At 66.9% G+C, this 25572-nt stretch carries 23 protein-coding genes; 14 read left to right on the top strand and 9 right to left on the bottom strand.

The genetic code is table 11. The features are described from left to right. Positions 1 to 162: 162 nt before the first annotated feature. Together KVG96_RS21420 and gcbA are read right to left on the bottom strand one after the other, a co-directional pair. Positions 163 to 2109 (bottom strand): methyl-accepting chemotaxis protein, encoded by a 1947-nt coding sequence (locus KVG96_RS21420; RefSeq protein ID WP_217893822.1) that lies wholly within the window; start codon positions 2107 to 2109, stop codon positions 163 to 165. Positions 2110 to 2160: 51 nt separating this feature from the next. Beyond that, positions 2161 to 3831: a diguanylate cyclase GcbA gene (gene gcbA / locus KVG96_RS21415; RefSeq protein ID WP_217893821.1), complete on the bottom strand. Its 1671-nt coding sequence runs from the start codon at positions 3829 to 3831 to the stop codon at positions 2161 to 2163. A 517-nt stretch (positions 3832 to 4348) separates the two neighbouring features. Between gcbA and KVG96_RS21410 the strand changes: the two genes are divergently transcribed. The 6 genes from KVG96_RS21410 to KVG96_RS21385 all read left to right on the top strand — a co-directional run bounded on the left by KVG96_RS21410 (position 4349) and on the right by KVG96_RS21385 (position 11009). Beyond that, the gene (locus tag KVG96_RS21410; RefSeq protein WP_085582691.1) at positions 4349 to 5416 is read left to right on the top strand and encodes a DUF2333 family protein; all 1068 of its coding nucleotides are present in this window, start codon (positions 4349 to 4351) and stop codon (positions 5414 to 5416) included. A 3-nt stretch (positions 5417 to 5419) separates the two neighbouring features. Then, the gene (locus KVG96_RS21405) at positions 5420 to 5977 is read left to right on the top strand and encodes an NUDIX hydrolase (protein WP_217893820.1); all 558 of its coding nucleotides are present in this window, start codon (positions 5420 to 5422) and stop codon (positions 5975 to 5977) included. A 189-nt stretch (positions 5978 to 6166) separates the two neighbouring features. After that, complete coding sequence (locus KVG96_RS21400) at positions 6167 to 6538, top strand: translation initiation factor Sui1 (protein WP_217893819.1); 372 nt, start codon at positions 6167 to 6169, stop codon at positions 6536 to 6538. Positions 6539 to 6757: 219 nt separating this feature from the next. Then, positions 6758 to 8671 (top strand): arginine decarboxylase, encoded by a 1914-nt coding sequence (gene speA / locus KVG96_RS21395; RefSeq protein WP_217893818.1) that lies wholly within the window; start codon positions 6758 to 6760, stop codon positions 8669 to 8671. Between the two features lie 233 nt (positions 8672 to 8904). Then, a complete protein-coding gene (locus KVG96_RS21390) occupies positions 8905 to 10218 on the top strand; it encodes a type VI secretion system Vgr family protein (protein WP_217893817.1) in 1314 nt (437 codons plus the stop codon). Then, positions 10215 to 11009 (top strand): DUF4123 domain-containing protein, encoded by a 795-nt coding sequence (locus KVG96_RS21385; protein ID WP_217893816.1) that lies wholly within the window; start codon positions 10215 to 10217, stop codon positions 11007 to 11009. The genes KVG96_RS21390 and KVG96_RS21385 overlap by 4 nt, the downstream gene beginning before the upstream one ends. Positions 11010 to 11013: 4 nt before the next feature. On the opposite strand, the gene KVG96_RS21380 is transcribed toward KVG96_RS21385, so the two are convergent. After that, complete coding sequence (locus KVG96_RS21380; protein WP_217893815.1) at positions 11014 to 12363, bottom strand: MATE family efflux transporter; 1350 nt, start codon at positions 12361 to 12363, stop codon at positions 11014 to 11016. A gap of 50 nt (positions 12364 to 12413) precedes the next feature. After that, positions 12414 to 12707, bottom strand: coding sequence for a hypothetical protein (locus KVG96_RS21375; RefSeq protein WP_217893814.1), 294 nt, complete (start codon positions 12705 to 12707; stop codon positions 12414 to 12416). 173 nt (positions 12708 to 12880) lie between these two features. Between KVG96_RS21375 and KVG96_RS21370 the strand changes: the two genes are divergently transcribed. The 5 genes from KVG96_RS21370 to KVG96_RS21350 all read left to right on the top strand — a co-directional run bounded on the left by KVG96_RS21370 (position 12881) and on the right by KVG96_RS21350 (position 17479). Beyond that, positions 12881 to 13186, top strand: a complete 306-nt coding sequence (locus KVG96_RS21370; protein ID WP_217893813.1) for a MazG-like family protein — start codon at positions 12881 to 12883, stop codon at positions 13184 to 13186. After that, positions 13183 to 13932 carry a methyltransferase domain-containing protein gene (locus tag KVG96_RS21365; protein ID WP_217893812.1) on the top strand — a complete coding sequence of 250 codons (750 nt, stop codon included), beginning with the start codon at positions 13183 to 13185 and terminating at the stop codon, positions 13930 to 13932. Before KVG96_RS21370 ends, KVG96_RS21365 begins: the two co-directional genes overlap by 4 nt. Positions 13933 to 13944: 12 nt before the next feature. Then, the gene (locus KVG96_RS21360) at positions 13945 to 14556 is read left to right on the top strand and encodes a DUF4136 domain-containing protein (RefSeq protein WP_217893811.1); all 612 of its coding nucleotides are present in this window, start codon (positions 13945 to 13947) and stop codon (positions 14554 to 14556) included. 54 nt (positions 14557 to 14610) lie between these two features. Further along, on the top strand, positions 14611 to 15168 hold the full coding sequence (locus KVG96_RS21355) for a DUF4136 domain-containing protein (RefSeq protein ID WP_217893810.1): 558 nt from the start codon (positions 14611 to 14613) through the stop codon (positions 15166 to 15168). 304 nt (positions 15169 to 15472) lie between these two features. After that, complete coding sequence (locus KVG96_RS21350; RefSeq protein WP_217893809.1) at positions 15473 to 17479, top strand: pilus assembly protein TadG-related protein; 2007 nt, start codon at positions 15473 to 15475, stop codon at positions 17477 to 17479. Here the strand turns inward: KVG96_RS21350 and KVG96_RS21345 are convergent. Both KVG96_RS21345 and KVG96_RS21340 read right to left on the bottom strand, forming a co-directional pair. Further along, entirely contained in the window at positions 17476 to 20217 is a 2742-nt protein-coding gene (locus tag KVG96_RS21345; protein WP_217893808.1) for a PAS domain-containing sensor histidine kinase, read from the bottom strand. The genes KVG96_RS21350 and KVG96_RS21345 overlap by 4 nt on opposite strands. After that, a complete protein-coding gene (locus tag KVG96_RS21340) occupies positions 20214 to 20654 on the bottom strand; it encodes a TadE/TadG family type IV pilus assembly protein (protein WP_085582663.1) in 441 nt (146 codons plus the stop codon). The genes KVG96_RS21345 and KVG96_RS21340 overlap by 4 nt, the downstream gene beginning before the upstream one ends. A gap of 75 nt (positions 20655 to 20729) precedes the next feature. Here KVG96_RS21340 and KVG96_RS21335 point away from each other — a divergent pair, with 75 nt between their 5' ends. The 3 genes from KVG96_RS21335 to KVG96_RS21325 all read left to right on the top strand — a co-directional run bounded on the left by KVG96_RS21335 (position 20730) and on the right by KVG96_RS21325 (position 23496). Further along, positions 20730 to 21200, top strand: a complete 471-nt coding sequence (locus tag KVG96_RS21335; protein WP_217893807.1) for a prepilin peptidase — start codon at positions 20730 to 20732, stop codon at positions 21198 to 21200. A 123-nt stretch (positions 21201 to 21323) separates the two neighbouring features. Then, positions 21324 to 22097 (top strand): response regulator transcription factor, encoded by a 774-nt coding sequence (locus KVG96_RS21330; protein ID WP_367617495.1) that lies wholly within the window; start codon positions 21324 to 21326, stop codon positions 22095 to 22097. Between the two features lie 1024 nt (positions 22098 to 23121). Beyond that, on the top strand, positions 23122 to 23496 hold the full coding sequence (locus KVG96_RS21325; protein WP_217893805.1) for a DUF6124 family protein: 375 nt from the start codon (positions 23122 to 23124) through the stop codon (positions 23494 to 23496). Between the two features lie 156 nt (positions 23497 to 23652). On the opposite strand, the gene KVG96_RS21320 is transcribed toward KVG96_RS21325, so the two are convergent. Genes KVG96_RS21320 through KVG96_RS21310 form a run of 3 tightly spaced genes read right to left on the bottom strand, consistent with a single transcriptional unit; the run spans position 23653 to position 25572 of the window. After that, positions 23653 to 23925, bottom strand: coding sequence for a DUF3613 domain-containing protein (locus KVG96_RS21320; protein WP_217893804.1), 273 nt, complete (start codon positions 23923 to 23925; stop codon positions 23653 to 23655). Between the two features lie 17 nt (positions 23926 to 23942). Continuing rightward, on the bottom strand, positions 23943 to 24665 hold the full coding sequence (locus KVG96_RS21315) for a tetratricopeptide repeat protein (RefSeq protein WP_217893803.1): 723 nt from the start codon (positions 24663 to 24665) through the stop codon (positions 23943 to 23945). Positions 24666 to 24687: 22 nt separating this feature from the next. Next, the gene (locus KVG96_RS21310) at positions 24688 to 25572 is read right to left on the bottom strand and encodes a type II secretion system F family protein (RefSeq protein WP_217893802.1); all 885 of its coding nucleotides are present in this window, start codon (positions 25570 to 25572) and stop codon (positions 24688 to 24690) included.

Below are 25572 nucleotides of genomic sequence, written 5' to 3'. Positions count from 1 at the left end.
GATAGCGGACGGTGCCGGGGGCTGCTGGACGCGCTGCGGCGATTGGCCTGACGCAGCGCAATGGTGTGTGCGATACCGTGCCCGTGGGAGCCGGCTGCCGGCGATGGGGCCCGGCAGGGCAAGACGGCTGCTCCCGCAGGCCCTGCCCGCGCAGGCCGCCGGTCAGACCCGGAAAGCCTGCACCGCCGTGTGCAGTTGTCCGCCCAGCTCCAGCAGGTTTTCGCCTTGCTCGCGCCCTTGGCCGATGCGCAGCAGGTTGTCCCCGCCCAACTGGTGGATGCGCTCGCTGTGGTCGCGGATCTCGCTGACCGCGCCGCTCTGCTGGGCGGTGACGTCGGCGATGCGCACGGCGGTGGCGGCGATGGTCTGGATCGCGCCGACGATCTTGTCCAGCGCCCCGTCCGCCGCCTGGGCCTGGTTGGCCGTGGCTTCGGCGTGTTCGACCTGGGTGCGCATGCCTTCGACCGATTGGCGGGCGGCGGTCTGCAGGCCTGCGATCAGCGTCTGGATTTCTGCGGTGGCCCCGGCGGTGCGTAGCGCCAGCGAGCGGACCTCCTCGGCCACCACGGCGAAGCCGCGGCCCATTTCGCCGGCCCGGGCCGCTTCGATGGCGGCGTTGAGGGCCAGCAGGTTGGTCTGGTCGGCGATCGAGCGGATCACCGTCAGCACGCCGCCGATGGTGGCGGACTCCTCCGCCAGGTGTTCGATCATCTGCGCGTTGCCTTGCACCTCGCCGACCAGCGCATGCAGCCCGGTGAGGCTCTGGCCGATCACCTGCTGGCCGTGCTCGACCGCTTGCCCGGCGTGGCGGCTGGCGTCGGCGGCCTGGCGCGCGTCGCCGGCCACTTGCTGGATGGTCGCTTCCAGTTCGCTGAGGGAATCGCGGATCAGCGCGGTGTCGCCGGCCTGGTGTTCGGCGCCGCTGTGCAGGTCGTTGCTCAGTTCGGCCAGGGTGCGGCTGCTCCCGGCCACCTGCTCGGCGTTGCCGCGGATGGTGCCGACCAGATCCACCAGATAGGCGCGCAAGCGGTTGAGCGAGGCTTCGATGTCGTGCAGTTCGCGGTTGGTCTTGCCCAGCCGGATGTCGTGGCTGAAGTCGCCTTCGGCCCAGGTCGACAGCGCCGGCGCGAGGTTGGTGAGCGTGCGGGCCAGGCGCCGCTGCAAGGTGTCGATCAGCAACGCGATCAGCAGGATCAGGCCGATCATCACGCCTTGCATCAGCCGCACCTCGCCCTGGATCTGGCCGTGCTGGGCGCGCACCGCCGGCTCCAGCCCGGCGATGGCCTGCTGCACGGCGGCGATCTTCTGGTGGGTGGCGGCGGCCAGGTCAGTGCGCTTCTGGATCTGTTCGCGGGTGCGCGAAAGCTCCGCCGGGTAACGGCCGAGCAGGCTGTTGAGTTCACGCTTGAGGCCGACGCCGGCGTCCTCGGCGGCGGCCTTTTCGGTGCTTTCGATGCCCATCATCGCGGCGAAGTCGTCGCTGCCGGATTCGCTCTGGCTGATCACGCCGAGCAACGGCAGGGCATCGATGGCCTGAGCCTGGGCACGGAGGTTGGCGACTTCCCGTTCGACGTCGGCGGCCAGTTCGCTGCGGCCGCTGCTGACCAGCTTGTCACGGGCCAGCGACAGTTTGCCCAGGTGCTGCGCCGCGTTGAGCAGCGGCAGCAGGTACGCCGCATTGCCGTTGGCGTAAGTGCTGAGCTGGTCGAGGCTGGCGCTCAGTTCCCGTTCGGCCTGCACCAGCAGCGCCTGCGGGTCGCCGGCCAGCTTGCCGGCCGCCAGCAGGTCGGTCTTGCTGAACTCGTCCAGGCCCGAAAGGCTCGGCCGCAGGGTCTCGGCCAGGGCGGGCGGCAGTTCGCCCAGTTCCTTTTGCAGCTCGTCGAGGGCGGCGGTGGCGCCGCTCAGGCGCAGGGCGTCGCCGCTGGCGAGGTAGTCCTCGACGTTGCGCGCCGCATCGTTCTGAAAGCGCTGCGACAGGCCCAGGTAGCGCTCCATCAGCAGGTAGGGGCGCTCCAGGGCTTTCTGCGACCACCACAGCGTGGCGCCGAGGGCCACGCACACGGCGACCAGCAACAGCGTGTTGAGATTGGTGAGCAACTTCAGGCGCATGACGGCTACCAACGGCAGAAATGGTAAGCGCCTGAATTTATTGCGGTTCTGTTACAGGGTTATGACCGAATCGGTGGATTCCGGTGAAAAAGTGGCACTTTGCTTTGAGTCCCGGGCGACCTGCACCCGGTTGCGCCCTTCGCCCTTGGCGCGGTACAGCGCCTCGTCGGCCTGACTGGCCATCATCAGGCTGTCGGAGTCCTCGCCCATTTCCACGACGCCGGCGCTGAAGGTGCACCACAGATCCTGCGGCTGCGCCGGGTAGTGAATCTCGGCGAAGCGCTGGCGGATCTCGTCGAGCACATTGTGCGCGGCGGCCAGATCGGTGTCGGGCATGACGATGGCGAATTCCTCGCCGCCGTATCGGCCGATGAAGTCGGTCTTGCGCAGGCGCTGCTTGAGGAACAGCGCCAGGCTCTTGATCACCCGGTCGCCCATCGGGTGGCCGTGGCTGTCGTTGACCCGCTTGAAGTGGTCGATGTCGAGCATGGCGAAGCTCAGCGGCTTGCCCTCGCGGCGGGCGCGGAACGAGCAGTCTTCCAGCAGTTGCAGGATGTGGGTGTGGTTGTACAGGCCGGTGAGGCTGTCACGCACCATCCGCGCCTTGAGGTTGCGCGCCCGGGCGGCGCGGTTGCGCACAGTGGTGATCAGGTGGCGCGGCTTGATCGGTTTGGTCAGGAAGTCGTCGCCGCCTTCGCTCATGGCGTCGAGCTGCTTGTCCAGGTCGTCCTCGGCCGACAGGTAAATGATCGGCACGCTGACATAGCGGTCGTTGTGGCGGATGACCTTGGCCAGCTCGGTGCCGGTGCAGGCCGGCATGTACATGTCGAGGATGATCAGGTCCGGCTGGAAATCCGCCAGTTCGGCCATGGCCTGGATCGGCTCGATCAGGGTGCGGGTGACGATCCCGGCGCTGTTGAGCAGGCGTTCGGTGTGCAGGGCCTGGGCGCGGGAGTCGTCGATGATCAGCACTTTGTAGGGTTCGTACTGGGCGACGCAGGTCAGCACCTCGATCTTTTCCAGCAGGCTCGAGGCTTCGAGGGTGCCGGTGAGGAACTCCCGGCCGCCGGCGCGCACGGCGGCCAGTCGGGTCGGGGTGTCGGTTTCGTGCAGGCTGAAGAACAGCAGCGGCAGCGGCTCCTCCAGGCCCTGCTGGGCTTCGGCGGCCAGGGTCAGGCCGACTCCGGGGGCGCTGAAGTCCACGTCCATGACGATGGCGGCGGGCAGGCGCTCGACCATCGACGAACGGAACGCCGACACGCTGTCCAGCGCCTGGGCGGTGAGGCCGAAGAACTCCAGTTGCTTGGCCAGCCGCTCGGCGCGGTCGTGATCCTGCAGCAAGACATAGATCGGTTTGCGCAGCGGCGGCAGGAAGGTCTGGTCGAGCTGGTCGCCGTGGCGCAGGCCGGTGCGCGACAGGCGCTGCATCAGGCGGTTGAGGTCGGTGATCAGGCCGCTGCTCAGCCGGCCGCGGTTGGCGTCGACGGCCTCCAGCGACTGGCTGATGTGACGGGCCAGCTGCGTGTGCTCAGGCTGTTCGAAGCGCTCGGCGAAACGCAGCAGGCGCAGGTTGGCTTCGCTCAGCTCGGCGAGGTCGGCGGTGGACCATTCGCTGCGTTGCAGGCGCTGCCATATCTCAAGAATCTGACGTGCCTGATGAATTACCCGCTGGGCAAAGTGGTGCTTGAGGCGCTCACGGCTGGGGTCTTCTGGCTCGGTCATATCCTGACTACTAGTTAGGGTGCATGCTGAGATCGACTGGTGGCTCTATGCTAGCACCTCTTTTCCCTTACATGAGTGTCGTACGTCAATAATCTGCGGCGCAGCACCATTCAGTTTTCGACCCGGCGGTTTCGGCCGGGATGCGTCTGTCCAGAAAGTGCCCGTGGGCAGGGCTGGCAAGAAGTTTCCTCTCATGGTTGATGAGATTTCCCGACGCGTTTCGGACGTTGTCCTGCGGGTGCTTCTGATTTTCTCCAGAGGCGGTTTCCAGGATGTTTATCGCGGGCAGGGTCAGGGAAACCCCTAGAAGACGTTTGCCCGGCCATGACCCCACGCTTCAACGGACAGGCCAGCGATGCCCGGCGCCTTCACCAACGTCCGACGGGGCGCGTCTATCCTTTTGCGGGCGCGGCATCGCTGTTTTTCCCGGATGCCCGCAACGGCGGGTGCCGGGGCAAGGCACGTTGCTGTATGGTTGCTGTCGAACCGTTGAACCCAAGTCTGAAAGGAAATCGCCATGCTGGACTGGAAGAACCGCGCGGGCAGCGCGCCTGAACGTGCCGCCGAACCCAAGTCGGCCACCCGCAGCTATCTGGGCGGCCTGCTGTTCAGCCGTGCACTGGCCACCCTGGTCGGCATTTACCTGTTGGTGACCATCGGCCTGGGCTGGTACTGGAGCCAGGAGCCGGCGCTGTTTCCCGTGGCGCAGAACGCGCAGGTCGCCGCCGAGAAGGAGGGCAAGCAGATGGTGGTCGGCTACACCACCGTCGAGACCCTCAAGACCGTGGCCGGCACGCTGCTGACCAAGCCGGGCGGCTACATCTCCAACGACCGCTTCCCGCCCGGCCTGTGGATGGACAACATGCCGAGCTGGGAATACGGCGTGCTGGTGCAGGTGCGCGACCTGACCCGGGCCCTGCGCAAGGACTTCGCCCGTTCGCAGTCGCAGTCGGCCGAAGACGCCGACCTGGCCAAGGCCGAGCCGCGCTTCAACTTCGACAACAAGAGCTGGATCCTGCCGTCCAGCGAGTCGGAGTATCAGGAAGGCATCAATTCCCTGACCCGTTATCAGGCGCGCCTGGCGAGCCCTGATCAGAAGAGCGCGCTGTTCTATGCCCGCGCCGACAACCTGAACAACTGGCTGGGCGATGTCGGCACCCGTCTGGGTTCGCTGTCGCAGCGGCTGTCGGCCAGCGTCGGCCGGGTCAAGCTCAACACCGCGCTGAAGACCGAAGTGCCGGCCGTGGGCGAAGTGCCGCAGGTCGACGAGGAAGTGGTCGAGACCCCGTGGATGCAAATCGACAACGTCTTCTATGAAGCCCGCGGCCAGGCCTGGGCGCTGTCGCACCTGCTGCGCGCCATCGAGGTGGACTTCGCCGACGTGCTGGCCAAGAAGAACGCCACGGTCAGCGTGCGTCAGATCATCCGCGAGCTGGAAGCCTCGCAGGAGCCGGTGTGGAGCCCGATGATCCTCAACGGCAGCGGTTTCGGCGTGCTGGCCAACCACTCGCTGGTGATGGCCAACTACATCTCCCGGGCCAACGCAGCCGTGATCGACCTGCGCCAACTGCTCAACCAGGGCTGAACCATGAGCCACACCCTCGACGAGGCGGCCCACCGCGCCGCCTCGGACGCCGAACGCATCGCCTGGGTCGACGAGCGGGACAACCTGCTCGGTTCCCTGGCACGGGCCGAACTGCGTGAGCGCGGGCTGATCGGCCGCGGCACCTACATCATGCTGTTCAACTCCGCCGGCGAGTTGTGCGTGCACCGGCGCACCTTGAGCAAGGCGATCTATCCCGGGTACTGGGACGTGGCCGCCGGCGGCATGGTGCTGGCCAGCGAAACCTACGCCGAATCGGCGGCCCGCGAGCTGGAAGAGGAACTGGGCGTGAGCGGCGTCGAACTGACCGCCCACGATCACTTCTTCTTCGAGGACAGCGAAAGCCGCCTGTGGTGCTCGGCGTTCTCCGCCGTGTGGGACGGCCCCCTGAAACTGCAGCCGGAAGAGGTGCTGGAGGCGTGCTTCATGCCCGTTGGACAGGTCATGCTGGAAATCACGCAAAAGCCTTACTGCCCGGACTCCCTGGCGGCGCTGGAGCGCTACCTGAAGGCCCAGGGCAACGACGTCGCAAAGAAGGTGTAAATTGGCGCCGATTGGCTCTTAGCAAGTCGGACTTTTGCCGTTACACTGCGCGACCTTTTCAAGCTGCGCCGGCCCGCTTTCCCGAAAGCGTGCGGTGCAGTAGCGCTGCCCCTGCCTGAGTGGGGCTTCGCGGTCGATCGCCTTGTCCAAGGCGGCGGCCAGTCTTTTGTCCTCCCGAGAGGATTGCCGGTGGCCAAAAAAGCCGCATCCTTCGCCGCCCTGGGCGGCCTGGTGTTTTCCACCGACGCAGGTCGTCATTGCCCGGAATGCAGTAAACCGGTGGACGCCTGCATCTGCAGACAGACGCAAATCCCGGCCGGCGACGGCATTGCCCGCGTGCGACGCGAGAGCAAGGGCCGTGGCGGCAAGACGGTGACCACCATCACCGGCGTGCCGCTGGCCATCGACGCGCTCAAGGAGCTGGCGGCGACGTTGAAGAAACGTTGCGGCACCGGCGGTGCGCTGAAGGACGGGATCATCGAAATCCAGGGCGATCATGTCGAGCTACTCTTGGCCGAGCTGATCAAGCAAGGTTTCAAGGCGAAGAAGTCCGGCGGCTAGCAGCCTCTGTGAAAGCCACTCGCGGCTTGATCCGGCCCTGAACGCCTTCAGGTCCGGCGTCGTCTCATTGGTTTTCACAGAGCCTGTTCATGACCGGTCTCTAAACTCGTGACAGCGGGCGCGGTCTACCGCCCGCTGACGAACCGTCATTTTCATTCTTTAGACTGCGCCGGCCTGACTGTCAGGCGACGCTTCATGACTTCTTTATAGGGGACTTCGATGTCCGTACGACGCACACGCAAAGACGATGGCAGCCAATGGACAGTTGCGGACAGCCGCAGTGTTTACGGGATCCGCCATTGGGGGGCCGGGTATTTCGCGATCAATGACGCCGGTCGCGTCGAAGTTCGTCCGAACGGCCCGAGCAGTTCGCCCATCGACCTGTTCGAACAGGTCGACCAGCTGCGCAAGAGCGGCTTGTCCCTGCCGTTGCTGGTGCGCTTCCCCGACATCCTGCAAGACCGCGTCCGTCAGCTGACCGGCGCCTTCGACGCGAACATCGAGCGTCTGGAGTACCAGAGCAAGTACACCGCGCTGTACCCGATCAAGGTCAACCAGCAGGAAGCGGTGATCGAGAACATCATCGCCACCCAGAACGTGTCCATCGGCCTTGAGGCCGGCTCCAAGCCTGAGCTGCTGGCGGTGCTGGCGCTGGCGCCGAAGGGCGGCACCATCGTCTGCAACGGCTACAAGGACCGCGAGTTCATCCGCCTGGCGCTGATGGGCCAGAAACTCGGCCACAACGTGTTCATCGTGATCGAGAAGGAATCGGAAGTCGGCCTGGTGATCGAAGAGGCCGCCTCCCTGCGCGTCAAGCCGCAGGTCGGCCTGCGCGTGCGCCTGTCGTCGCTGGCCTCGTCGAAGTGGGCGGACACCGGTGGCGAGAAGTCCAAGTTCGGCTTGTCGGCGGCGCAGCTGCTGTCGGTGGTCGAGCGCTTCCGCGCGGCGGGCCTGGACCAGGGCATTCGCCTGCTGCACTTCCACATGGGTTCGCAGATCGCCAACCTGGCCGACTACCAGCACGGCTTCAAGGAAGCGATCCGCTACTACGGCGAGTTGCGCAACCTCGGCCTGCCGGTCGATCACATCGACGTCGGCGGCGGCCTGGGCGTGGACTACGACGGCACCCACTCGCGCAACGCCAGCTCGATCAACTACGACATGGACGACTACGCCGGCGTGGTGGTGGGCATGCTCAAGGAGTTCTGCGACGCGCAGAGCCTGCCGCACCCGCACATCTTCTCCGAGAGCGGCCGTTCGCTGACCGCCCACCACGCCATGCTGGTGGTGCAGGTGACCGACGTCGAGAAACATAACGACGACGTGCCGCAGATCGAAAACAAGGACGCGCTGCCGGAAACCGTGCAGTGGCTGGTGGACCTGCTCGGCCCGACCGACATCGAGATGGTCACCGAAACCTACTGGCGCGCCACCCACTACATGAGCGACGTGGCGGCCCAGTACGCCGACGGCAAGCTGACCCTGGCCGAAAAGGCCCTGGCCGAGCAGTGCTACTTCGCCGTGTGCCGTCGCCTGCACAACTCGCTGAAGGCCCGTCAGCGTTCGCACCGTCAGGTGCTGGACGAACTCAACGACAAGTTGGCCGACAAGTACATCTGCAACTTCTCGGTGTTCCAGAGCCTGCCGGACACCTGGGCGATCGACCAGGTGCTGCCGATCATCCCGCTGCACCGCCTGGATGAAGAGCCGCTGCGCCGCGCCGTGCTGCAGGATCTGACCTGCGACTCCGACGGCAAGATCAACCAGTACGTCGACGAGCAGAGCATCGAGACCAGCCTGCCGGTGCACGCGCTGAACGAGGGCGAGGACTATCTGCTGGGCGTGTTCCTGGTCGGTGCCTACCAGGAGATCCTCGGCGACATGCACAACCTGTTCGGCGACACCGACTCGGTGAACATCTACCAGAACGCCGACGGCAGCGTGTACCACGCCGGCATCGAAACCCACGACACCATCGAAGACATGCTGCGCTACGTGCACCTGTCGCCGGAGGAGTTGATGACCCACTACCGCGACAAGTGCGCCAGTGCCCGCATCAGCGCCAACGAGCGCACCCAGTTCCTCGATGCCCTGCGCCTGGGCCTGACCCGCTCCTCCTACCTGTCTTCCTGAGACACGGCACAGCCCTGCCGGGCCATCTGAATCTTTTCCTGACGTTGTGGAAAATTCGGATGGCCCGGTAGGGCTTTTCTCTAATTCCGCGCGAAACAGTTCGCTGTCCAGGCCGGCAACGCGAAGCGGTCTGCTTTTCGCGTAGGTCATTTCCTAAGTTGTACTTCGGCTCTCTACTCGGCCAAGGCTCTCGGCGAGAATCCCCGGCTGTCCCTCCTGTAGAGATCCGCCCCATGTTCGATCCAGTCAACGAGCCGTTGTTTCGTCTCGACGTCGCGGGACTGCCCGAGCCCCTGGAGGTGCTGGCGTTCACCGGTCGGGAAGGGTTCGCCGAACCGTATGCCTTCGAGGTCGATGTGCTGATCGACGATCCGCACCTCGACCTGGCCGGGCTGATGTTCCGCGCGGCGTTCCTGCAGTTCGGCCCGGCGCCCGAGGGGGTGCACGGGCGTCTGCACAGTCTTGTCCAGCATGAGCACGGCCCCGGGGCCCGGCTGTGCCGGGTGCGCCTGGCCCCGGCGTTGAGCTGCCTGGCGCTGCGCTGCAGCCAGCGGATGTTCAGTGGCCGTTCGGTGCCGCAGATCCTCGATCAGGTGCTCAAGGAGCACGGCATCGTCGGCGTCCAGCGGCGGTTTCGGCTTTGCGGCGAATACCCGGCCCGCACGTTCTGCACCCAGTACCGCGAGTCGGACCTGCAGTTCGTCCAGCGCCTGTGCGCGCAGGCGCAGATCCACTATCACTTCGAACACCGGCGCGACGGGCATTGCCTGGTGTTCGGCGACGACCCGGCGAAACTGCCCCAGGTGCGCGCCGGCCTGTTGGACGGGGCGGGCGTGCACCCGTGGCAGGCGCGCACCGACGGCCGGGCGCAGACCGTTGAGGGCGGCACGCAACTGCCGTTGCTGCGCAGCGGCCGGCGGCTGTCGTTGAACGGTCCGGCGGCCATGGACGGCGGGCGGGACTGGCTGGTGGCGCGGGTCGAGCATCAGGCCTGCACGGCCCTGGATCCTCCTTACCGCAACCGGATCGCCTGCGTTGCGCCCGGCAGTCCGGTGCCTGTCCCGCTGCCGACGGCCGTCCCGACGCTGCACAGCCTGCAGCGGGCCTGGGTGGTCGGGGTGGACGAACCGCCGCCCGGACCTCAGCGGCGGGTGGCGGTGCAGTTCGACTGGCTCTACCAGGGCGAAGGCGCGGCGCCCAGCCATTGCTGGCTTCCCCTGGCGCCGGGGCTGGCCGATGTGCCCCCGGCGGCGTTGCGCGACGGCGTCGAAGTGGTGGTGGGGTTTCTGGAGGGGGATCCTGACCGTCCCGTCATCAGCGGCATTCTTCAGGCGCCGGCCGATGCCGGATCCGATGCCGGGTCTGAAGGCGAGGACGACCCGCCCGTGGAGGCGTCGCACAGCGAAGGGCTGGCGCAATGGCTGGACTCGGCGCAGCCGCTGCTGTTGCTGTGCCTGATCCCCGGCGGCGGCAGTTTGGCCCATTGCCCGCAGCCGGTGTGCAGTTGCCGGTTGCTCGGCGCGCTCGGGCCGGGCGGCGCCGGATGAGCGGCCGGTCGCCGGAGCCGCTGGCGCAATGGCTGTTGCTGGACGCCCCTCTGGCGCCTCAGGTGCAGGCCACGCTGCGTCAGGGGTTTGCGCATCAGCATCAGGTGTGGCTGTTCGAGGCCACCGAGTTTCAGCCGGTGCGCGAGCAAGGGCCGCTGCTGGTCGCGCTGGCGGGGAGCCCGGCGTTGACGGCCCTGTGCCACAGCGATCCGCAGACCTGGCGCGGTCTGCTGATCGGCTGCGAGGCGCCGGTCGAGCGGTTGCTGGCGCATCTGCGCTGCATGCTGACCGTCTCGGTGGGCCTGCATCACCGGGCCTTGTTCGGGTTCTACAACACCCAGACCGCGAGTTACTTCTTCGATGCCTGCGATGCGGCGCAATTGAGCTGCTGGCTCGGGCCGATCCACCGGTTGCGTTGGTACGGCGGCTCCTGGGCCGACCGGGCGCTCGGCAGCCTGGGCTGGCAGCAACTGCGCAATCCGGGGCTGGCGGTGACGCCGCTGGCGGTGGACCAGAGCCTCACGGCGCTTCAGCAGAAGCGTTTGCGCACGTGCCTGCTGGAGCAGCATGCCTGGCGCTGGAGCCGGGCGTTGAACGCCGATTACGCGGCGTTGTGGCGGCATGTCCAGGAGGGGCTGGGGCTGGGCTTCAGCGAACGCGCCGTGCTCGACGGCTGGCTGTGGCTGCGGCTGCAGCATCCCCGCGCGCCGTTGGTGCCGCCGCCGGCGGGCCTGACCCCGCAGCAGCGGCTCGATCACCTGCATCGCCTGTGGCAGCGCGACGCCCCCTGAGGGTTCAGTGGGCGCCGGCGGCGAACCAGCCGTCGTCGCGGCGCAGCCGCAGCGCCTGGGCGCCCAGCGTCAGGCTGCGCAGCGCCATGAACAGCAGGAACGCGATCCACAGCCCGTGATTGCCCAGATCCTGCAGCAGCCAGGCCAGGGGCAACAGCGCCACCACCGTCAGCAGCATGCAGTTGCGCATTTCCCTGGCGCGGGTGGCGCCGATGAACAGGCCGTCGAGCAGGTAGCTCCACACGGCGATCAGCGGCAGGGCGGCGAGGTAGGGCAGGTACAGGTACGCCGTGCTGCGCACGCTCGGGATGTCGGTCTGCAGGTCGATGAACAGGTGTCCGGCGTACAGGAACCCCGCGGCGAAGCCGAGGCTGGCCAGCAACGACCAGCCGCCGGCCACCACCAGCGAGCGGCGCAGGGCGGAGCGGTCGCGGGCGCCGATGGCGTGTCCGCACAGGGCTTCCACCGCATGGGCCAGGCCGTCGAGGGCGTGGGCCGTCAGCAGCAGGCCGTTGAGCAGCAGCGCGTTGGCCGCCACGGTGGCGTCGCCCAGCCGCGCGCCCTGCACGGTGATCAGGAAGAACACCGATTGCAGTGCCAGGCTGCGGATGAAGATGTCGCGGTTGACCGTCAGCAGCGGCCGCCAGCTGCCCCATCGCTTCAGGGTCGCCCAGACGATGTGGCCGGGATAGGCGCGCAGGGCCCTGGCGGTCAACGACAGGCCGAGCAGGGCGCCGCACCATTCGGCCACCACCGAAGCCCGGGCCGAACCGGCCACGCCCCAGTCCAGGCCGATGACGAACCACAGGTTGAGCACGATGTTGATCAGGTTGGTGGTCAGCAGGATCGCCAGCGGCGCCCGGGCGTTCTGGGTGCCGAGGAACCAGCCGACCAGCGCGTAGGTGGCCAGGGCCGCCGGCAGGCCGAGCAGGCGTGTGTGGAAGAATTCCCGGGTCAGTTGGTCGAGTTCCGCCGACGGTTGCATGAAGTGCAGGGCGACGCCGCTCAGGGGCACGCCCAGGATGCCGAGCAGCACCGCCAGCCCCATCGCCAGCAGCAGGCCTTGCAGCAGGATCTGGCGCAGCGCGGCGCCGTCGCGGCGTCCCGCCGCCTGGGCCGCGAACCCGGTGGTGCCCATGCGCAGGAAACCCATGGCCCAGGCCAGGAACGTGTACAGGCTGGCGCCCACCGCCACGGCGCCCAACTGATGGGCATGGGGCAGGTGGCCGATGACGGTGCTGTCGACCAGCGCCACCAGCGGCACGGAAATGTTGGAAAGGATCATCGGGGCGGCGAGGGCCCAGACCCGGCGGTGGGTCGGACGGTCACGCCAGTCGGCGGTCAGGTTGGACATGCGGGCTCCTTGAGGTGCCCGCATTGTAGCGGCTGCTTGCAGGGATGGCGTCAGTGGATGATCCAGCTCAGCAGCCACAGCCCCAGCAGCAGCCAGATGATCCCGGCGACGATCCGCACGTTCATGAAGGCGCGGATCGCCGACCACAGCAGCATCAGCCCGACGATCAGCGTGAGGATGCTGATGATCGACGTGTCCATGCCCAGCGTGCGCGCCAGGCCGTCGATGAAGTTGCCGCCGGCGTTGCCCAGCAGGTTGAACAGGCCGCTCAGGCCGTCGACGATGAAGCGGATGACCGAGCCGAGCGCCTGGCCCAGCCATTCGAAAAAGCTTTCTGCCTGCATGTATCCATCCTGATCAAAAGGCCGAACCTTGGGCCGCCGCGAGCGCGGCCCGGTTCCCTGCAAGCATAGAGGTTTTGCCTCGTTCCCACAGTGAATCCCACAGCGCCGCCGGACCTGCGCCCCTTGCCTTCGCCGGGCATCCCCCCGAAGCTATGCGCATTCAGGAGAGCCCGATGAACCTTGTTGAACTGACCGAACGCCTGCACGCCATCCGCGACCGCAACGACTGGCGGAAATTTCACAGCCCGAAAAACCTGGCCATGGCCGCCAGCGTGGAAATGGCCGAGCTGGTGGAGATCTTCCAGTGGCTGAGCGAAGACCAGTCGCGCGAACTGCCGGCGGACACGCTCGCCCATGCCGGCCAGGAAGTCGGCGATATCGTCCTCTATCTGCTCCTGCTGTGCAGCGAGCTGGGGCTGGACATGAACGAAGTGGTGCGCAGCAAACTGGCCGACAGCGAACGGCGGTTCGGCGCATGAGCGACCGTCACTTCGACCGGTTGGCGACCCGCTTCGCCGAAAAGATCTACGGCGGCGCCAAGGGTGCGATCCGTCTTGCGGTGCTGCAGGCCGACCTTGCCGACGCGTTGCCGGAGCGGCCGCTGCGGGTGCTGGACATCGGCGCGGGGCTGGGCCACATGTCGCTGTGGCTGGCCGAGCGCGGGCACGACGTGACCCTGGCCGAGCCGGCCGAACCGATGCTCGAAGGCGCGCGCCAGCGCTTCGCCGAGGCCGGGCGGCAGGCGACGTTCATCCAGGCGCCGTGGCAGGAACTGCCGGGGCTGCTCAGCGAACCCTACGATCTGGTGGTCTGCCATGCGGTGCTGGAATGGCTGGCCGAACCGCACACGATCCTGCCGGTGCTGCATCAGCTGACCCGCCCCGGTGGCTGGCTGTCGCTGGCGTTCTACAACCGCGATGCGCTGGTGTACCGCAACTTGCTCAAAGGCCATTTCAAGAAGCTGCGCAAGAACGACATGGCCGGCGAGAAGCAGAGCCTCACGCCGCAGCAGCCGCTGGATCCGCGTGAGCTGGCCGCGCAACTCGCAGGCGCGTGGCAGGTCGAAAGCCAGAGCGGGGTGCGGGTTTTCCACGATTACATGCCGGTGGAGTTCCAGGCCCGCGCCGCACTGCCGGACTTGCTGGAAATGGAACTTGCCCACCGCCGCCACCCAAGCTTCGCCGGGCTTGGGCGTTACCTGCACTGGATCTGCCGGCCGATCTGATCGGAGCACGAAATGAAGACGCATTGCGGGTTACTGCTGATCTGCCTGGGGTTGGCCGCCTGCCAGGGCAGCAATCCTTACGTGGCGCAATCGCGCCCCTTGCCGCCGGCTCCGCCGCAGGCCGCCACGGTGTTCGACCGCAGCGCCTACCCGGCGCCGCCGCGGGACTACGGGCGCTACCGCAGTTGGGCGTGGCTCAATGGCCGCCTGCCGCCGGGCTCGGCCTGGGCCGATTCGGCGCAAGTGGCCGAGGCCGTCAGCGGCGCCCTCGACCAGCGCGGCTTGCGGCCGCTGCACGACAACCGCCCCGCCGACCTGTTCGTCAGCGCCGACCTCAGGCTGGAGACCCGCCTGCGCCAGGTGCAGGACGATTACGGCTACTACGGCGGATACGGCGGCTATGACCGGTACGGCCGCAGCTACGGGATGTACAACACCGTGCCGGTGGTGCGCACGTATCGGGAGCAGGTCGTGGTGGTGCGGGTCGACCTGTTCGACGCCGGCACCGGCCAGCCGGTCTGGAGCGCCAGCGCCGAAACCGGCACCGGCGGCAACCAGAGCGACCACACCGATGCCCTGCGCGAAGCTGTGGAAAAGGCGCTGTCGGCGTATCCTCCCGGTTAGCTTCCCGTTTGCGCGAAGCTTCCCCAGGTTCATGTCTTCCACCGGAGAAAAACCATGTTCCGCCCTTTCGTTTCACTGGCCGTGGCCGCGCTGCTCAGTGCCTGCGCCGCCAACCAGGTCAACCATGACTTCGACGCCAGCCGCGACTTTGCCGCCTACCGCAGCTGGAGCTGGAAAGAACCGGCCCTGCAATACCGCCCCGACGATCCGCGGATCAAGAGCGACCTCACCGAACAACGCATCCGCCAGGCCGTCGCCGACCAGCTCGACCAACGCGGCCTGCGCCCTGCCGCCCAAGGGGCCCGGGGCGACCTGAACGTACAGACCTACCTGATCGTCGAGGACCGCCAGCAGCAGGTGACGACCAACTACGGCGGCGGTTGGGGCGGCCCCTGGAACGGCTACTGGGGCGCGCCGATGTACAACGAAACCCGCAACGTCACCTACAAGGTCGCGACCATCCAGATCGACCTGCTCGACGGCAAGGACGGCAAACTGGTCTGGCGCGGCAGCGACGAGCAGATGCTCAGCCGCACGCCGAACCCGTCCGACCGCAGCAGCGCGATCCGCGAGACCGTCGGCCGGATCCTGGCCAACTACCCGCCGCGTTAGGCTCCCTGCGGGGGCTTGGCTGCAAGCGATCAGGCCGGCATTTCCGTTGCCTGACCGGCCGCCATCGCCAGCAGGCTGGCCCCCACAGGAAATCTCGGGTGACCGCCAAGCCTGCGGCCACCACAAAAACCTGTGGGAGCGAGCTTGCTCGCGATGAGGCCCCCATCCCCCATCAATGCATCAGCCGGTTCCACATCGCCAACCCATAGGCTGGCGCGTTGCCAGCAGTGTCGCCGCGCCGCGTCTACACTGATGTGCATCAATGGAGGTAGCGCTCGGCCGTGCGCCGGCAAAGGAGTGCGCAATGTCGCCTCGTTCGCGGTTTTGCGGCCCCGCCCGGCAGCGGGGGGCCATCGGCCTGATGGCGGCCGCCACGTTGAGCCTGGCCGTGGTGATGATGCTGCTGGTGGTCGACAGCGGCCGCCTGTACATGGAACAGCGCAAATTGCAGCGGGTGGCGGACAATGCCGCCCTGGAAGCGGTCAGCCGCGGCGGCACCTGCGCCGGCGGGCTGACGGCGGCTGCGTACGCCACGCAGAACGCCGCGCGCAACGGCTTCACCCCCGATGCCGACAACACCCTCGCCGCCACCTGCGGCACCGTGCAGACCGCCGCTTCGGGCCTGCGCACCTTCACCGTCGACGCGACCCAGACCGGCGCGGTCAAAGTCGTCGTCACGCACACCCTCACCACCAGTTTCGCCGGCGGTGTCCAGGCGCTGTTCAGCGGCACGCCGGTCAGCCTGAACACCCAGCTCACCGCCTCGGCGGTGGCCGCCAAGCCGCAGCCGCCGCTCGCCCAGCTGAGCATCCGCAGCAACCTGGCCACCATCAGCACCGCCCAGTCGAACATCCTCAATCCGCTGTTCTCCGGGCTGCTGGGCGGCAACGTCAACCTGACCGCCCTGGGCTGGAACGGGCTGCTCAACACCGACATCAACCTGCTCAGCTACCTGAACCAACTGGCCATCGACCTGAACGTGGCCGCCGGCAACTACAGCCAGTTGCTCAACACCCAGGCCACGGTGACGCAACTGATCCAGGCCGCCGCGAAGGTGGTGCAGCTCAACGGCGCCACCGCCGAGGTGATCACGGCGCTGGGCACACTGCAGGTGGCGGCGGGCAGCGCCGCCCCGGTCAAGCTGGGGGACATCCTGCAATTGCAGAGCGGCACCACCGCGGCCGGACTGGACGCCAACCTGCAACTGCTGCAACTGATCCAGGGCGTGGTGCAACTGGCCAACAGCAAGAGCGCGGTGGCCGCGACCCTGCCGGTCAACGTGCTGGGGCTGGCCAACGTCACGGTGCGGGTCAAGGTGATCGAGCCGCCGCAGCTGTCTGCCGTGGGCGATCCGTCGCTGGCCAAGGCCGATCCGCAGGGGCCGAACCGGATCTACGTGCGCACGGCCCAGGTGCGCACGATGCTGTCGGTGAACCTGCCGGTGCTGTCCGGGGTGACCGGGCTGACCAACGCGGTGCTGGGGCTGGTGGGCACGTTGACGCCGACGCTCAATGCGCTGCTGAGCCTGAACCTGGTCGCCACGCTGAACTCGGTCGGTTGTCTGTTGGGGGCCGGTTGCCAGCAGCTGGATCCGCAGTTGCTGCCGTCGCCGTCGCCGCCGCGGATTGATATCAGCCTGGATGCCGGCGGCGCGAATAGCTATGTCACCGATTACAGTTGCCCCACGGGCAACACCGGCACCAAGAGCCTGACGGCCCGCACCGAGAGCTCTCTGGCTGACCTCAAGCTCGGTCAGATCGATCCGACCAATGCGTTTTCGTCCGCCGCCGAACCCACGGTCACGCCGTTGCCGCTGGTGGACCTGGGTATCGTGACTTGCCACAAGATCCTGGGGATCGGCAGTTGCGACCCGACGACCCACGTTAAATACGGGGCGGGTGGCATCGCGATCATGGCCGATACCAGCGTGGCCCAGAACACCCAAGATCTGCTGTTCTCCAGCAGCACCCCGTTCGCCACGCCACCTAACCTCAAACTGCCGCCGAGCGTGCTGTCCGCCACGCCCACCAGCAACATCGTCGCCAGCCTGTCCAACACGTTGGCCGGCATCAATCTGATCGTCTACAAACCGGTGGGCAGCAATCCGTTGGGCACGGCTCTAACCGGCGTCGCGAGTTTGATCGTGGACGTCAGCAACATTCTCCAGCCGCTGATCACGGGGCTGGTGAGCCCACTGCTCGACCCCCTTCTCAACAACCTCCTGGCCAGCCTCGGCATCAACCTGATGAGCGTGGACGTCGGCGCCAACATGACCTGCGGCCAGAGCGGCAAGGCCTATCTGGTCATCTAGGCCTCGTCCGGGGCGATGGGCAGTTCGATGCAGAACCGCGCCCCGTCCGCCGAGTTGCGCACGCTCAGGTGGCCGCCCATGTTCTCGACGATGCCGTAGCTCACCGACAGCCCCAGCCCGGTGCCGACCCCCACCGGCTTGGTGGTGAAGAACGGTTCGAAGATCCGCTCCAGCAGGCGCGGGTCGATGCCGCCGCCGTTGTCTTCGACCCACAGGCGCACCTTGTGCTCGTCGCGCTCGGCATAGATCGAGATCCACGGCTTGAACGCCGGGTCTGATTCGCGCTTGCCCAGCAGCGCATCCCGGGCGTTGACCATCAGGTTGATCAGCACCTGCTCAAGCTGATCGACGTAGCCGCGGCAGTGCACGGCGAACGGGGTTTCGCTGATGCGCAGGTCCACCCCTTTGCCGCGCATGCCTTCGGCCAGCAGCGACAGCGTGCCTTCGATGGCGGTGGCCGGGTTGAACAGTTGCCGCTCGATCTCCGAGCGGCGGCCGAACACCCGCATGTGGTCCACCACCTTCGCGGCGCGCTGCACCTGGGCGTCGATGCGGTTGAGCTTGTCGGTCAGGTAGTCGACCTGCACATCGCCGTTGCCCAGGCGCTTGAGCACGTTGACGATGGCCATGCGCATCACGTTCAGCGGCTGGTTGATCTCGTGGGCCAGGCCCGTGGCCATTTCGCCGAGGGTGGCCATTTTCGCGCTCTGCGTGAGCTGCTGCTGGGAGCGGCGCACTTCGGTGTTGTCGCGGCCCACGGCCTGCACTTCGGTCAACCGGCCCTGCTCATCGAACACGCCGCGGTCCGACCACACCCACCAGGCATGCTCGCGCCCCGGCAACTGCAGGCTGATCTCCGCCGTGCTGACCGGGTTGTCCGGGGTCAGCGCGGCCAGGCGCTGGAGGAAGGCGGCGCGCTGTTCGTCGGACAGCCAACTGCCCAGATCGATGCCCGGCAACTGCTGCGGCGTGCACTCCAGGTAGTGGGCCAGGGGCTGGTTGCCGAAGGTCAGGATCAGGTCCGGACGGTAGCGGCAGATCATCGCCGGCGAGTCCTCCACCAGGATCCGGTAGCGCTCCTCGCTCTGGCGGATCTGCTCGGCGGCCAGGGTCGCGTCGGTGACGTCCAGCCACAGGCCGACCGCTTCCACCGGCAGGCCGAGGTCGTTGCGCAGCAGACGGGCTTCGTCGAGCAGCCAGTGGTAGTCGCCGCGATGGTCACGCAGGCGGTAGCGGGCCCGCACCGAACCTTCGCGCAGCAACTGCCGGCAGCGCTCGAAGTAGCCGTCGCGGTCGTCGGGGTGGATCCGCTCGGCCAGCGCCGCCGCGTCGAGGTCTTCCAGGCGCCAGCCCAGCAACGGTTGCAGGCTGGCGCTGAAGAACGAAGGCAGCAGCGCGCCTTCGACGTAGCGCTGGACATAGATCACCGCTGGCGAGCTGGCGATCAGGTTGTCCAGGCGCGCATGGGCGGCGGCGGTCTGCTGTTGCTGGTTCTTGATGTCGCTGATGTCGAGCATGAAACCCACCAGCCGCCGGCCCTCGCCGCTGCCGGCCACCTGGCCCTGCACGCGGTACCAGGCGTCGGGACGACGCAGGCGCACGCACAGCGACAGGGCCTCGCCGTGCAGTTGCAGGGCCGTGAGGCGGCTGCGCAACTCTTCGCGGTCGGCGGGGTGGATCTGCTCCAGCCAGTGCCCGAGCGGCAGGGCCTCGGTGTCCAGTTGCAGGTCGGCCGCCAGGGCCGGCGCCAGCTGCACCGACTCGCCGTTGCCGGACAGTTCCCACCAGCCGGTGCCGAGCAGGCCCTGCAAAGACTCCAGCCGTTCCAGTTGACGATGGTGTTCCTGCTCGCGCAGGCGGCCGAGCAACGGCCCGGCCAGAGCGCTGGCCAGCAGCATCCAGTCGAGGTCGGCCAGGTGCGGCGCGCCGTCTTCCGCCCGGTAGACGCCGCAGAGCAGCCAGGCCACGGTTCCGCGGTCGTCGCTGTAAGGCACGGCCAGGCCGTCGGCGTTGCCGAACGTGGCCTGCACCCGGGTGTGCTCATCCAGCCCGTGGTGGGCGCCGATCCGCTGGGGGGCGCTGCCGTTGAGGCTGTCCAGCGGCGTGCCCAGGCGTTGCCCGTCCTCCCACAGCGCCGGTGCGTCGTGGGCGACGTAGCGGCCATGGATGCGCCAGCCTTGTTCGTGCTCGTCCGGCAGGGCCAGCGCCAGGCAGGGGATGCGCCAGCGCTGGGCGATGGCCTGCAACTGCTCGGCCACGACGCTCGGCAAACGCAGCAGGCTGCAGGCGCGCAACTGCTCGGCGATGTGCCCGGCCATCCGCTGGCAGGCTTCGCGCTGGCGCGACTGCTGGCGTTCGAGCAGCAGGTCGGCGATGTCCATCAGTTGCATCAGCCAGCCGTCGCCCTGGGGCTGCACCCAGCCGCGCAGGTGCAGGGGCTGGCCGCCGAGGCCGGGAAAATCCAGGTCCAGCGGCTGCCCTTGCCAGTCCGCCGGCCGGCCTTCGATGGCCAGTGTGCTGTGGGGCAGCACCCAGGCGTTGAGCGGCAGGGGGCTGTCCGTCGGTGCCTGCTGACCCAGCAGGTGCCGCAGCGGGCCGGCGGCCTGCAGCACGCGGCCGTCGGCGTCCAGGAACAGGTGCAGGCCCGAAGCGGGCGAGCCGAGCAGGTCGGGCAGGTCGAGGGCGGCGGGCGGTGCGCGTTTGAGCAGGCGGCCGAGGAACTTGTCCCCCGAACTCAAAATTGCAGGCTCGAGGTGGCGGTCAGGTTGGCCGGCAGGCTGGGCACCGTGCCGACGCCGGGCAACACCAGGAACGGCAGCACCTGGTTCAGCTTGCTGGTGGGGTAGTTGACGCTGACGGTCAGGGTGCCGGCGCTGTAGACCGCGCTGGTGTCCACGCCGATCACCAGGTTGAACGACGCCGGCACCCAGGCCAGTTGCTGCTGCAAGGTGGTGTTGGCGGTGTTCACCAGCACCGTGGAGTAGTTGGCCGTGGCGGGATCCACCGCCACGCCGCGGCGCACCGCTTCGGACGTGGCCTGGTTGAACGACTGCATCAGCACGAACGGCAGGCTGTAACTGACCAGCCCATAGAACACGGCGAAAAAGATCACGAACACCAGGGCGAACTCGATCGCCACCGCGCCTTTTTGCGACTTCCGGAAGCCGGTTTTCATGAGTGCGTCTACCCTGACAGTCACTGCGTAGTATCAGCATAGAATCATTCAGCGGAAACGGACGGTTTTTACCCGATGCAGACTATCGTCCTCCTGGCCTGGCTGGCGCTGTGCGCCGCCCAGGATGCCCGCCAGCGGCGGATCGCCAATGCCTTGACCCTCGGTGCGGGCGCACTGGCGCTGGCCTGTCTGCTGCTCACCGGCCGCACCTGGATCGGCGCGGACGCGGCCCAGGGCGGCTGGGCGTTCGGGCTGGCGCTGGCGTTCACGCTGCCGGGCTACCTCATGGGCCGGATGGGCGCCGGGGATGTGAAACTAATGACAGCCCTGGGCCTGGCGACGGACGGTCTTTGGGTGTTGGCGGCGGTGATCGGCGCGGCGCTCGCGAGCGTGGCCTGGTGGCTGCTGGCGCCAAGAGTCTGGCTGCATATGAGTCAAGGGCTTAGGGAGCGTTTGCGCTATCTGGGGCCAGATTCGTCAAAAAAGCTGCCATATGCGCCGTTTGTGCTGGTTGGTGTCGGGCTGGCCTGGCCCTGGATCCATTAGTCGCGAAACGCCACTAGTCTTATGTACATAGTCGGAAAGTGCGTCTACTTTCAAAGCAGGGTATTTCTGCCACCGGTTGGCAGTACAGGAATGGTCAGCTTTGGCCTGGGCATGGAGTGGGACGTGAACAAGCTTACATCGGCGGTGAAGGTTCTGGTGGTCGACGATCAGCCGTTGATCGTCGAAGAACTCTGCGAATTTCTCGAAAGCAGCGGCTACCGCTGCGTCCCTTGCGTCTCCAGCGTGGAGGCCCTCGAACGGTTCAACGATGACGCGGGCATCGGCCTGGTGCTGTGCGACCTGCACATGCCGGAGATGGACGGCATCGAACTGGTGCAGGCGATGCAGCGCCTGGCGGGCAAGCAGCGGGTGTTCGAGGCGATCATGCTCACCGGCCGCGCCGACAAGCAGGACGTGATCAAGGCGTTGCGCGCCGGGATCGCCGACTACTACCAGAAGCCCATCGACCTGGACGAGCTGCTGCAAGGGCTGCAACGCCAGGAGGCGGCCTTGCAGGAGCGGCAGAAGACGCTGCAGCTGGGGCACCTGAACCAGAAGCTGCAGGACCTGTCGTCCTCGATCGACGATCTGTACCAGGACCTGGACAAGGTTCGGCGCGGGCCTGCGGTGCGCGAGGATGAGCCGCTGCAGGGCGATGAGCTGGAGATGCCGGCGATCTTCCATCAGTTGTCGCCGCGTCAGCTCGATGTGGCGCGGCTGGTGGGCAAGGGGCAGACCAACTATCAGATTGCCTGTGAGTTGGGGATCACCGAGAACACGGTGAAGCTGTATGTGTCGCAGGTGTTGCGGTTGACGCATATGCATAACCGGACGCAGTTGGCGTTGGCGCTTTCGCCCGGCGGGGTGGCGGGGCGGCAGCGGGTGACGGCGCACTGAGTCTTTGCGGGGTTGAGCGGTTTAGGTGTTGGCCTTGGCGGCCTCTGGGCCGACCAGGTTGTGGCTGGGGTGGGTACATATCCATTTCTGCGGTAACGGCGGCTTAGGGTTCCGCCCTTACGGCGGGTCACTTTTGGCAAACGCCCCAAAAGTAACCAAAAGGTCTGGCCCCGGCGTCCGGCCCCTCGCTGAGGCTCGGGGTTCCTTCGCTCCGGGATTCATCCGGGGGCATCGGCTACGGTTTGCTTCGCTGCACCTCCTTCCGATGTGTTTGGCTGCGCCAAACGGCGCTGCGCGCCCGTCCCCGGATGAACCCCTCCACTCAGCCTTCCGAAGGGGCCGGCAGATCAAGATCAAAAGCGAGGCGAGCTGACACTCGGCCTTTTGGGAAGCACGCCACGGCGGCCTGACAGCCGACCAATCCCCACCAGACCACATCAATCCTTGTAGGAGCCAGCCTGCTGGCGATAGCGGCCAGCCAGCCAACCAATTCCCCCAGACCACATCAAACCCTGTGGGAGCTGCGGTGCGACGACTCGACTTGCCAGCGATAGCGGCCTGCCAGCCGACCAATTCCTACCAGGCCACCTCAATCCTTGTGGGAGCTGGCTTGCCAGCGATGACGGCCTGCCAGCCGACCAATCTCTACCAGACCACCCCAATCCCTGTGTGAAACCGGGCCGCATCTCAGAACCGAAATGTTTAAGGCTGTTGCAGATTTGCCGAACCCTCCCACAAGGTTTTCAGGTTGTCCGTCGGAAGCCCGCTCTCTAGTCTTGGGCTGTCGCTGACACCTCAGCGATCGGGTGTGAGAACCCGCATGAGCTTGAAACTAGCGCCAGTACCACCATAATTGCCGCCAGCTGATCGGCTGTCGCAATGCTCTATGGCGGCTGTGTGCGGGCAGACTTCGGTCTGGCCGGTTTTCTGCTCACCGGTTTCTCACTCCGCACATGGTTGCCACCTCTATTCGCCGCGTGAGAAACGGCGGTTGGAGGTGCTTCGATAACGAGCAGAGGTATTTATGAGCAAAGTCATCCCCGATCCCCCCTACAACATCACCAACCCCTTCGCCGAAGACAAACGCGCCGAAGACCTCATCAAAGACCGCAACGCCTCCCGCCGGGCCCTCGATTTCTATCTCAATCCGGAGCCCGCCAACCTGCGTCAGCCCAGCGAAATGTTCATGGTGCACCCCAACATCGATTCCGAAAGCCTGCTGGCCCACGCCTGCGAGTCCCTGGCCTCGGCCAATGTCATGTCCGGCAATTTCGCCAACGCGCTCAACGGCCCGCAACGCAGCACGGCGCTGGCGATCCAGCAGATCGTCATGCTGGCCGAGCTGTCGGTGAACCGGGCGCTGGATCGGGTCAAGCCCAACGGGCTGGGCATCGTGTAACCGTTCGGCGCAGGCAAGCCGGCATCTTCGGTGCCTGGCCTGCCGCTTTCGCTGGCAGGCACCACAGATGTCGGCAGTGCCAGCGATGACGGACGGCCAGCCGACCCCGCTCCCGCGGGATTTCAGGTGCAGTCAAACCCGACGGTCAGCCCACCGTCAGTTCTTGGTCTCGATCTTCCCGCCCGCATCCGGGTCGTAGAAGTCGGGGATCTCGTATTTGTATTTCTTCAGCCAGCGCTGCATCGCCAGTTCCCGTTCGGTGGCCGTGGCGGTTTGTGGGGTGGGGGAGGCGGCCTTGTTGCGGCTTTGCAGCAGCAGCCAGCCTTCGGTTTCTTGCTGCTGGGCCGAGGCGGGGCCGGCGTCGATGGCGTGGGCGCCGAGGGGCAGGCAGAGCAGGGTCAGGCAGCACAGGCCTTTGAGGGTGTTCATGGCGGCCTCCTTGGGGTTCATTTGAGTGTCGACGGCTGCGGGTCGGCGACGACGGCGACCTGGTTGCCGGCGGCGGGCCGGGTGGTGGCCGGGGCCTTGAGCCGTTCGGCGCGCTGCTGGGCTTCGGTGAACTGTTCCGGGGTCAGGTGGGCGCGGCTGACGATTTCGGCGGCCTGCTGCCAGTTGTCCTGGTACAGCAGCAGGGTGACCAGGTTCAGGGTCGCCAGCGGGTTGTTCTGCTGCAGTTCGATGGCGGTGAGGAATTCGAAGCGGGCGTCTTCCAGGCGCAGTTGGTTGAGGTACACCACGCCCAGGTCGTTGCGGATCTTCTCGTTGGTCGGGGCCAGGCGGGCGGCCCGTTGCAGGTGGGCCTGGGCCTGGCCGTTGTCGCCCCGGGCGGCGTAGAGCTGGCCCAGGCCGTGTTCGGCGTCAGCGTTCAGGCAAGAGCCCAGCAGGCTGCGGTAAAGGGGTTCGGCTTCGCTGCGCCCGAGCAGGCGATAGACCTTGGCCTTGCGCAGGCGCACCTCGCCGAGGTTGTCCGGCAGGCTTTGCAGGTTGGCCAGGCTGGCGTGCAGCTTGCCGTCGTTGGCCAGGTCGTCGGCCAGGTTCAGGGCCAGTTCCTGTTCGGAGCTCAGCTTGCTGCAGCCGGCCGGCGCGAGGATCGCCGTCCACGGCGCCTGGCCGTCGGTGGCGCAGCCGCCGAGCATCAACAGGGTCGCCACGACCATCAGTGCTTTCATCAAACGCTCTCCTTAGCCAGGTTCAGGACGCGAACGCCCGGGTAATCGCGGTGAAACCGGGGCCGGCCAGCACGATCAGCAGGGCCGGGAACAGAAACAGCATCATCACCACCGACATCTTGGCCGACATCTTCGAGATGTATTCCTGCAGGCGCGTCAGGCGCCGGTCGTCCAGCAACTGCTTGAGCGCCAGCAGCGATTTCATCGCGCCGCCGCCCTGCTGGATCAGCTGTTGCAGGATCACGCAGGTGTCGGTGAATTCGTCCACCGCCAGCTGTGCGGCGGCCTTGTTCAGTTCCTGGCCGAGCTCAAGGCCCGAATCGACGCGGGACAGGATCAGGCGCAGTTCGCGGGTCAGCTCCGGCAACAGCTTCTGCCCTTCGAGGCTGAGCACGCGCAGGGCCTGTTCGACGGCCATGCCGGATTCGAACAGGATGCGCAGCAGCGGAATGAAGGTGGACACTTCCACGGCGATGGTCCTTTGCCGGCGGGCGGCGGCGTAGGCCAGCAGGCGTTTGGGCAGCAGGTAGCCGGCGCCGGTGGCGAGCATCGGCACCAGCCAGCCGTTGGCCGCCTGGGGGAAGAACACTTCGCGCAGGAACAGGCCCAGCCCCAGGGTCAACAGCGGCGTGCCGATCTGGCAGGCGGCGTACAGCGAACGCTCGCTGGCGCGGCGCCAGCCGAGGCGGGCGAGCAGGGTCTGGGTTTCGCTGTCGATGCTCACCGAGCGCTGGCCGAAGCGGCTGCTGCCCAGGGCCCGCAGCCACTGGCCGACGCGGTTCTCGCGCACCAGGTGGCCTTGCAGGCGTTCGTTGACCTGGCGCACCCGGCGCCGTTCGGAAAGCAGGTGGTTGGCCACCAGCAGCAGGGCGCCGAGCAACAGCATGAAGGCGGCCAGGATCACCAT

The sequence above is a fragment of the Pseudomonas ekonensis genome, from assembly GCF_019145435.1.
Taxonomy (GTDB): Bacteria; Pseudomonadota; Gammaproteobacteria; order Pseudomonadales; family Pseudomonadaceae; genus Aquipseudomonas; species Aquipseudomonas ekonensis.
Note: the sequence above shows the minus strand (reverse complement) of the source record. Positions and strands in the feature narration are given on the sequence as shown.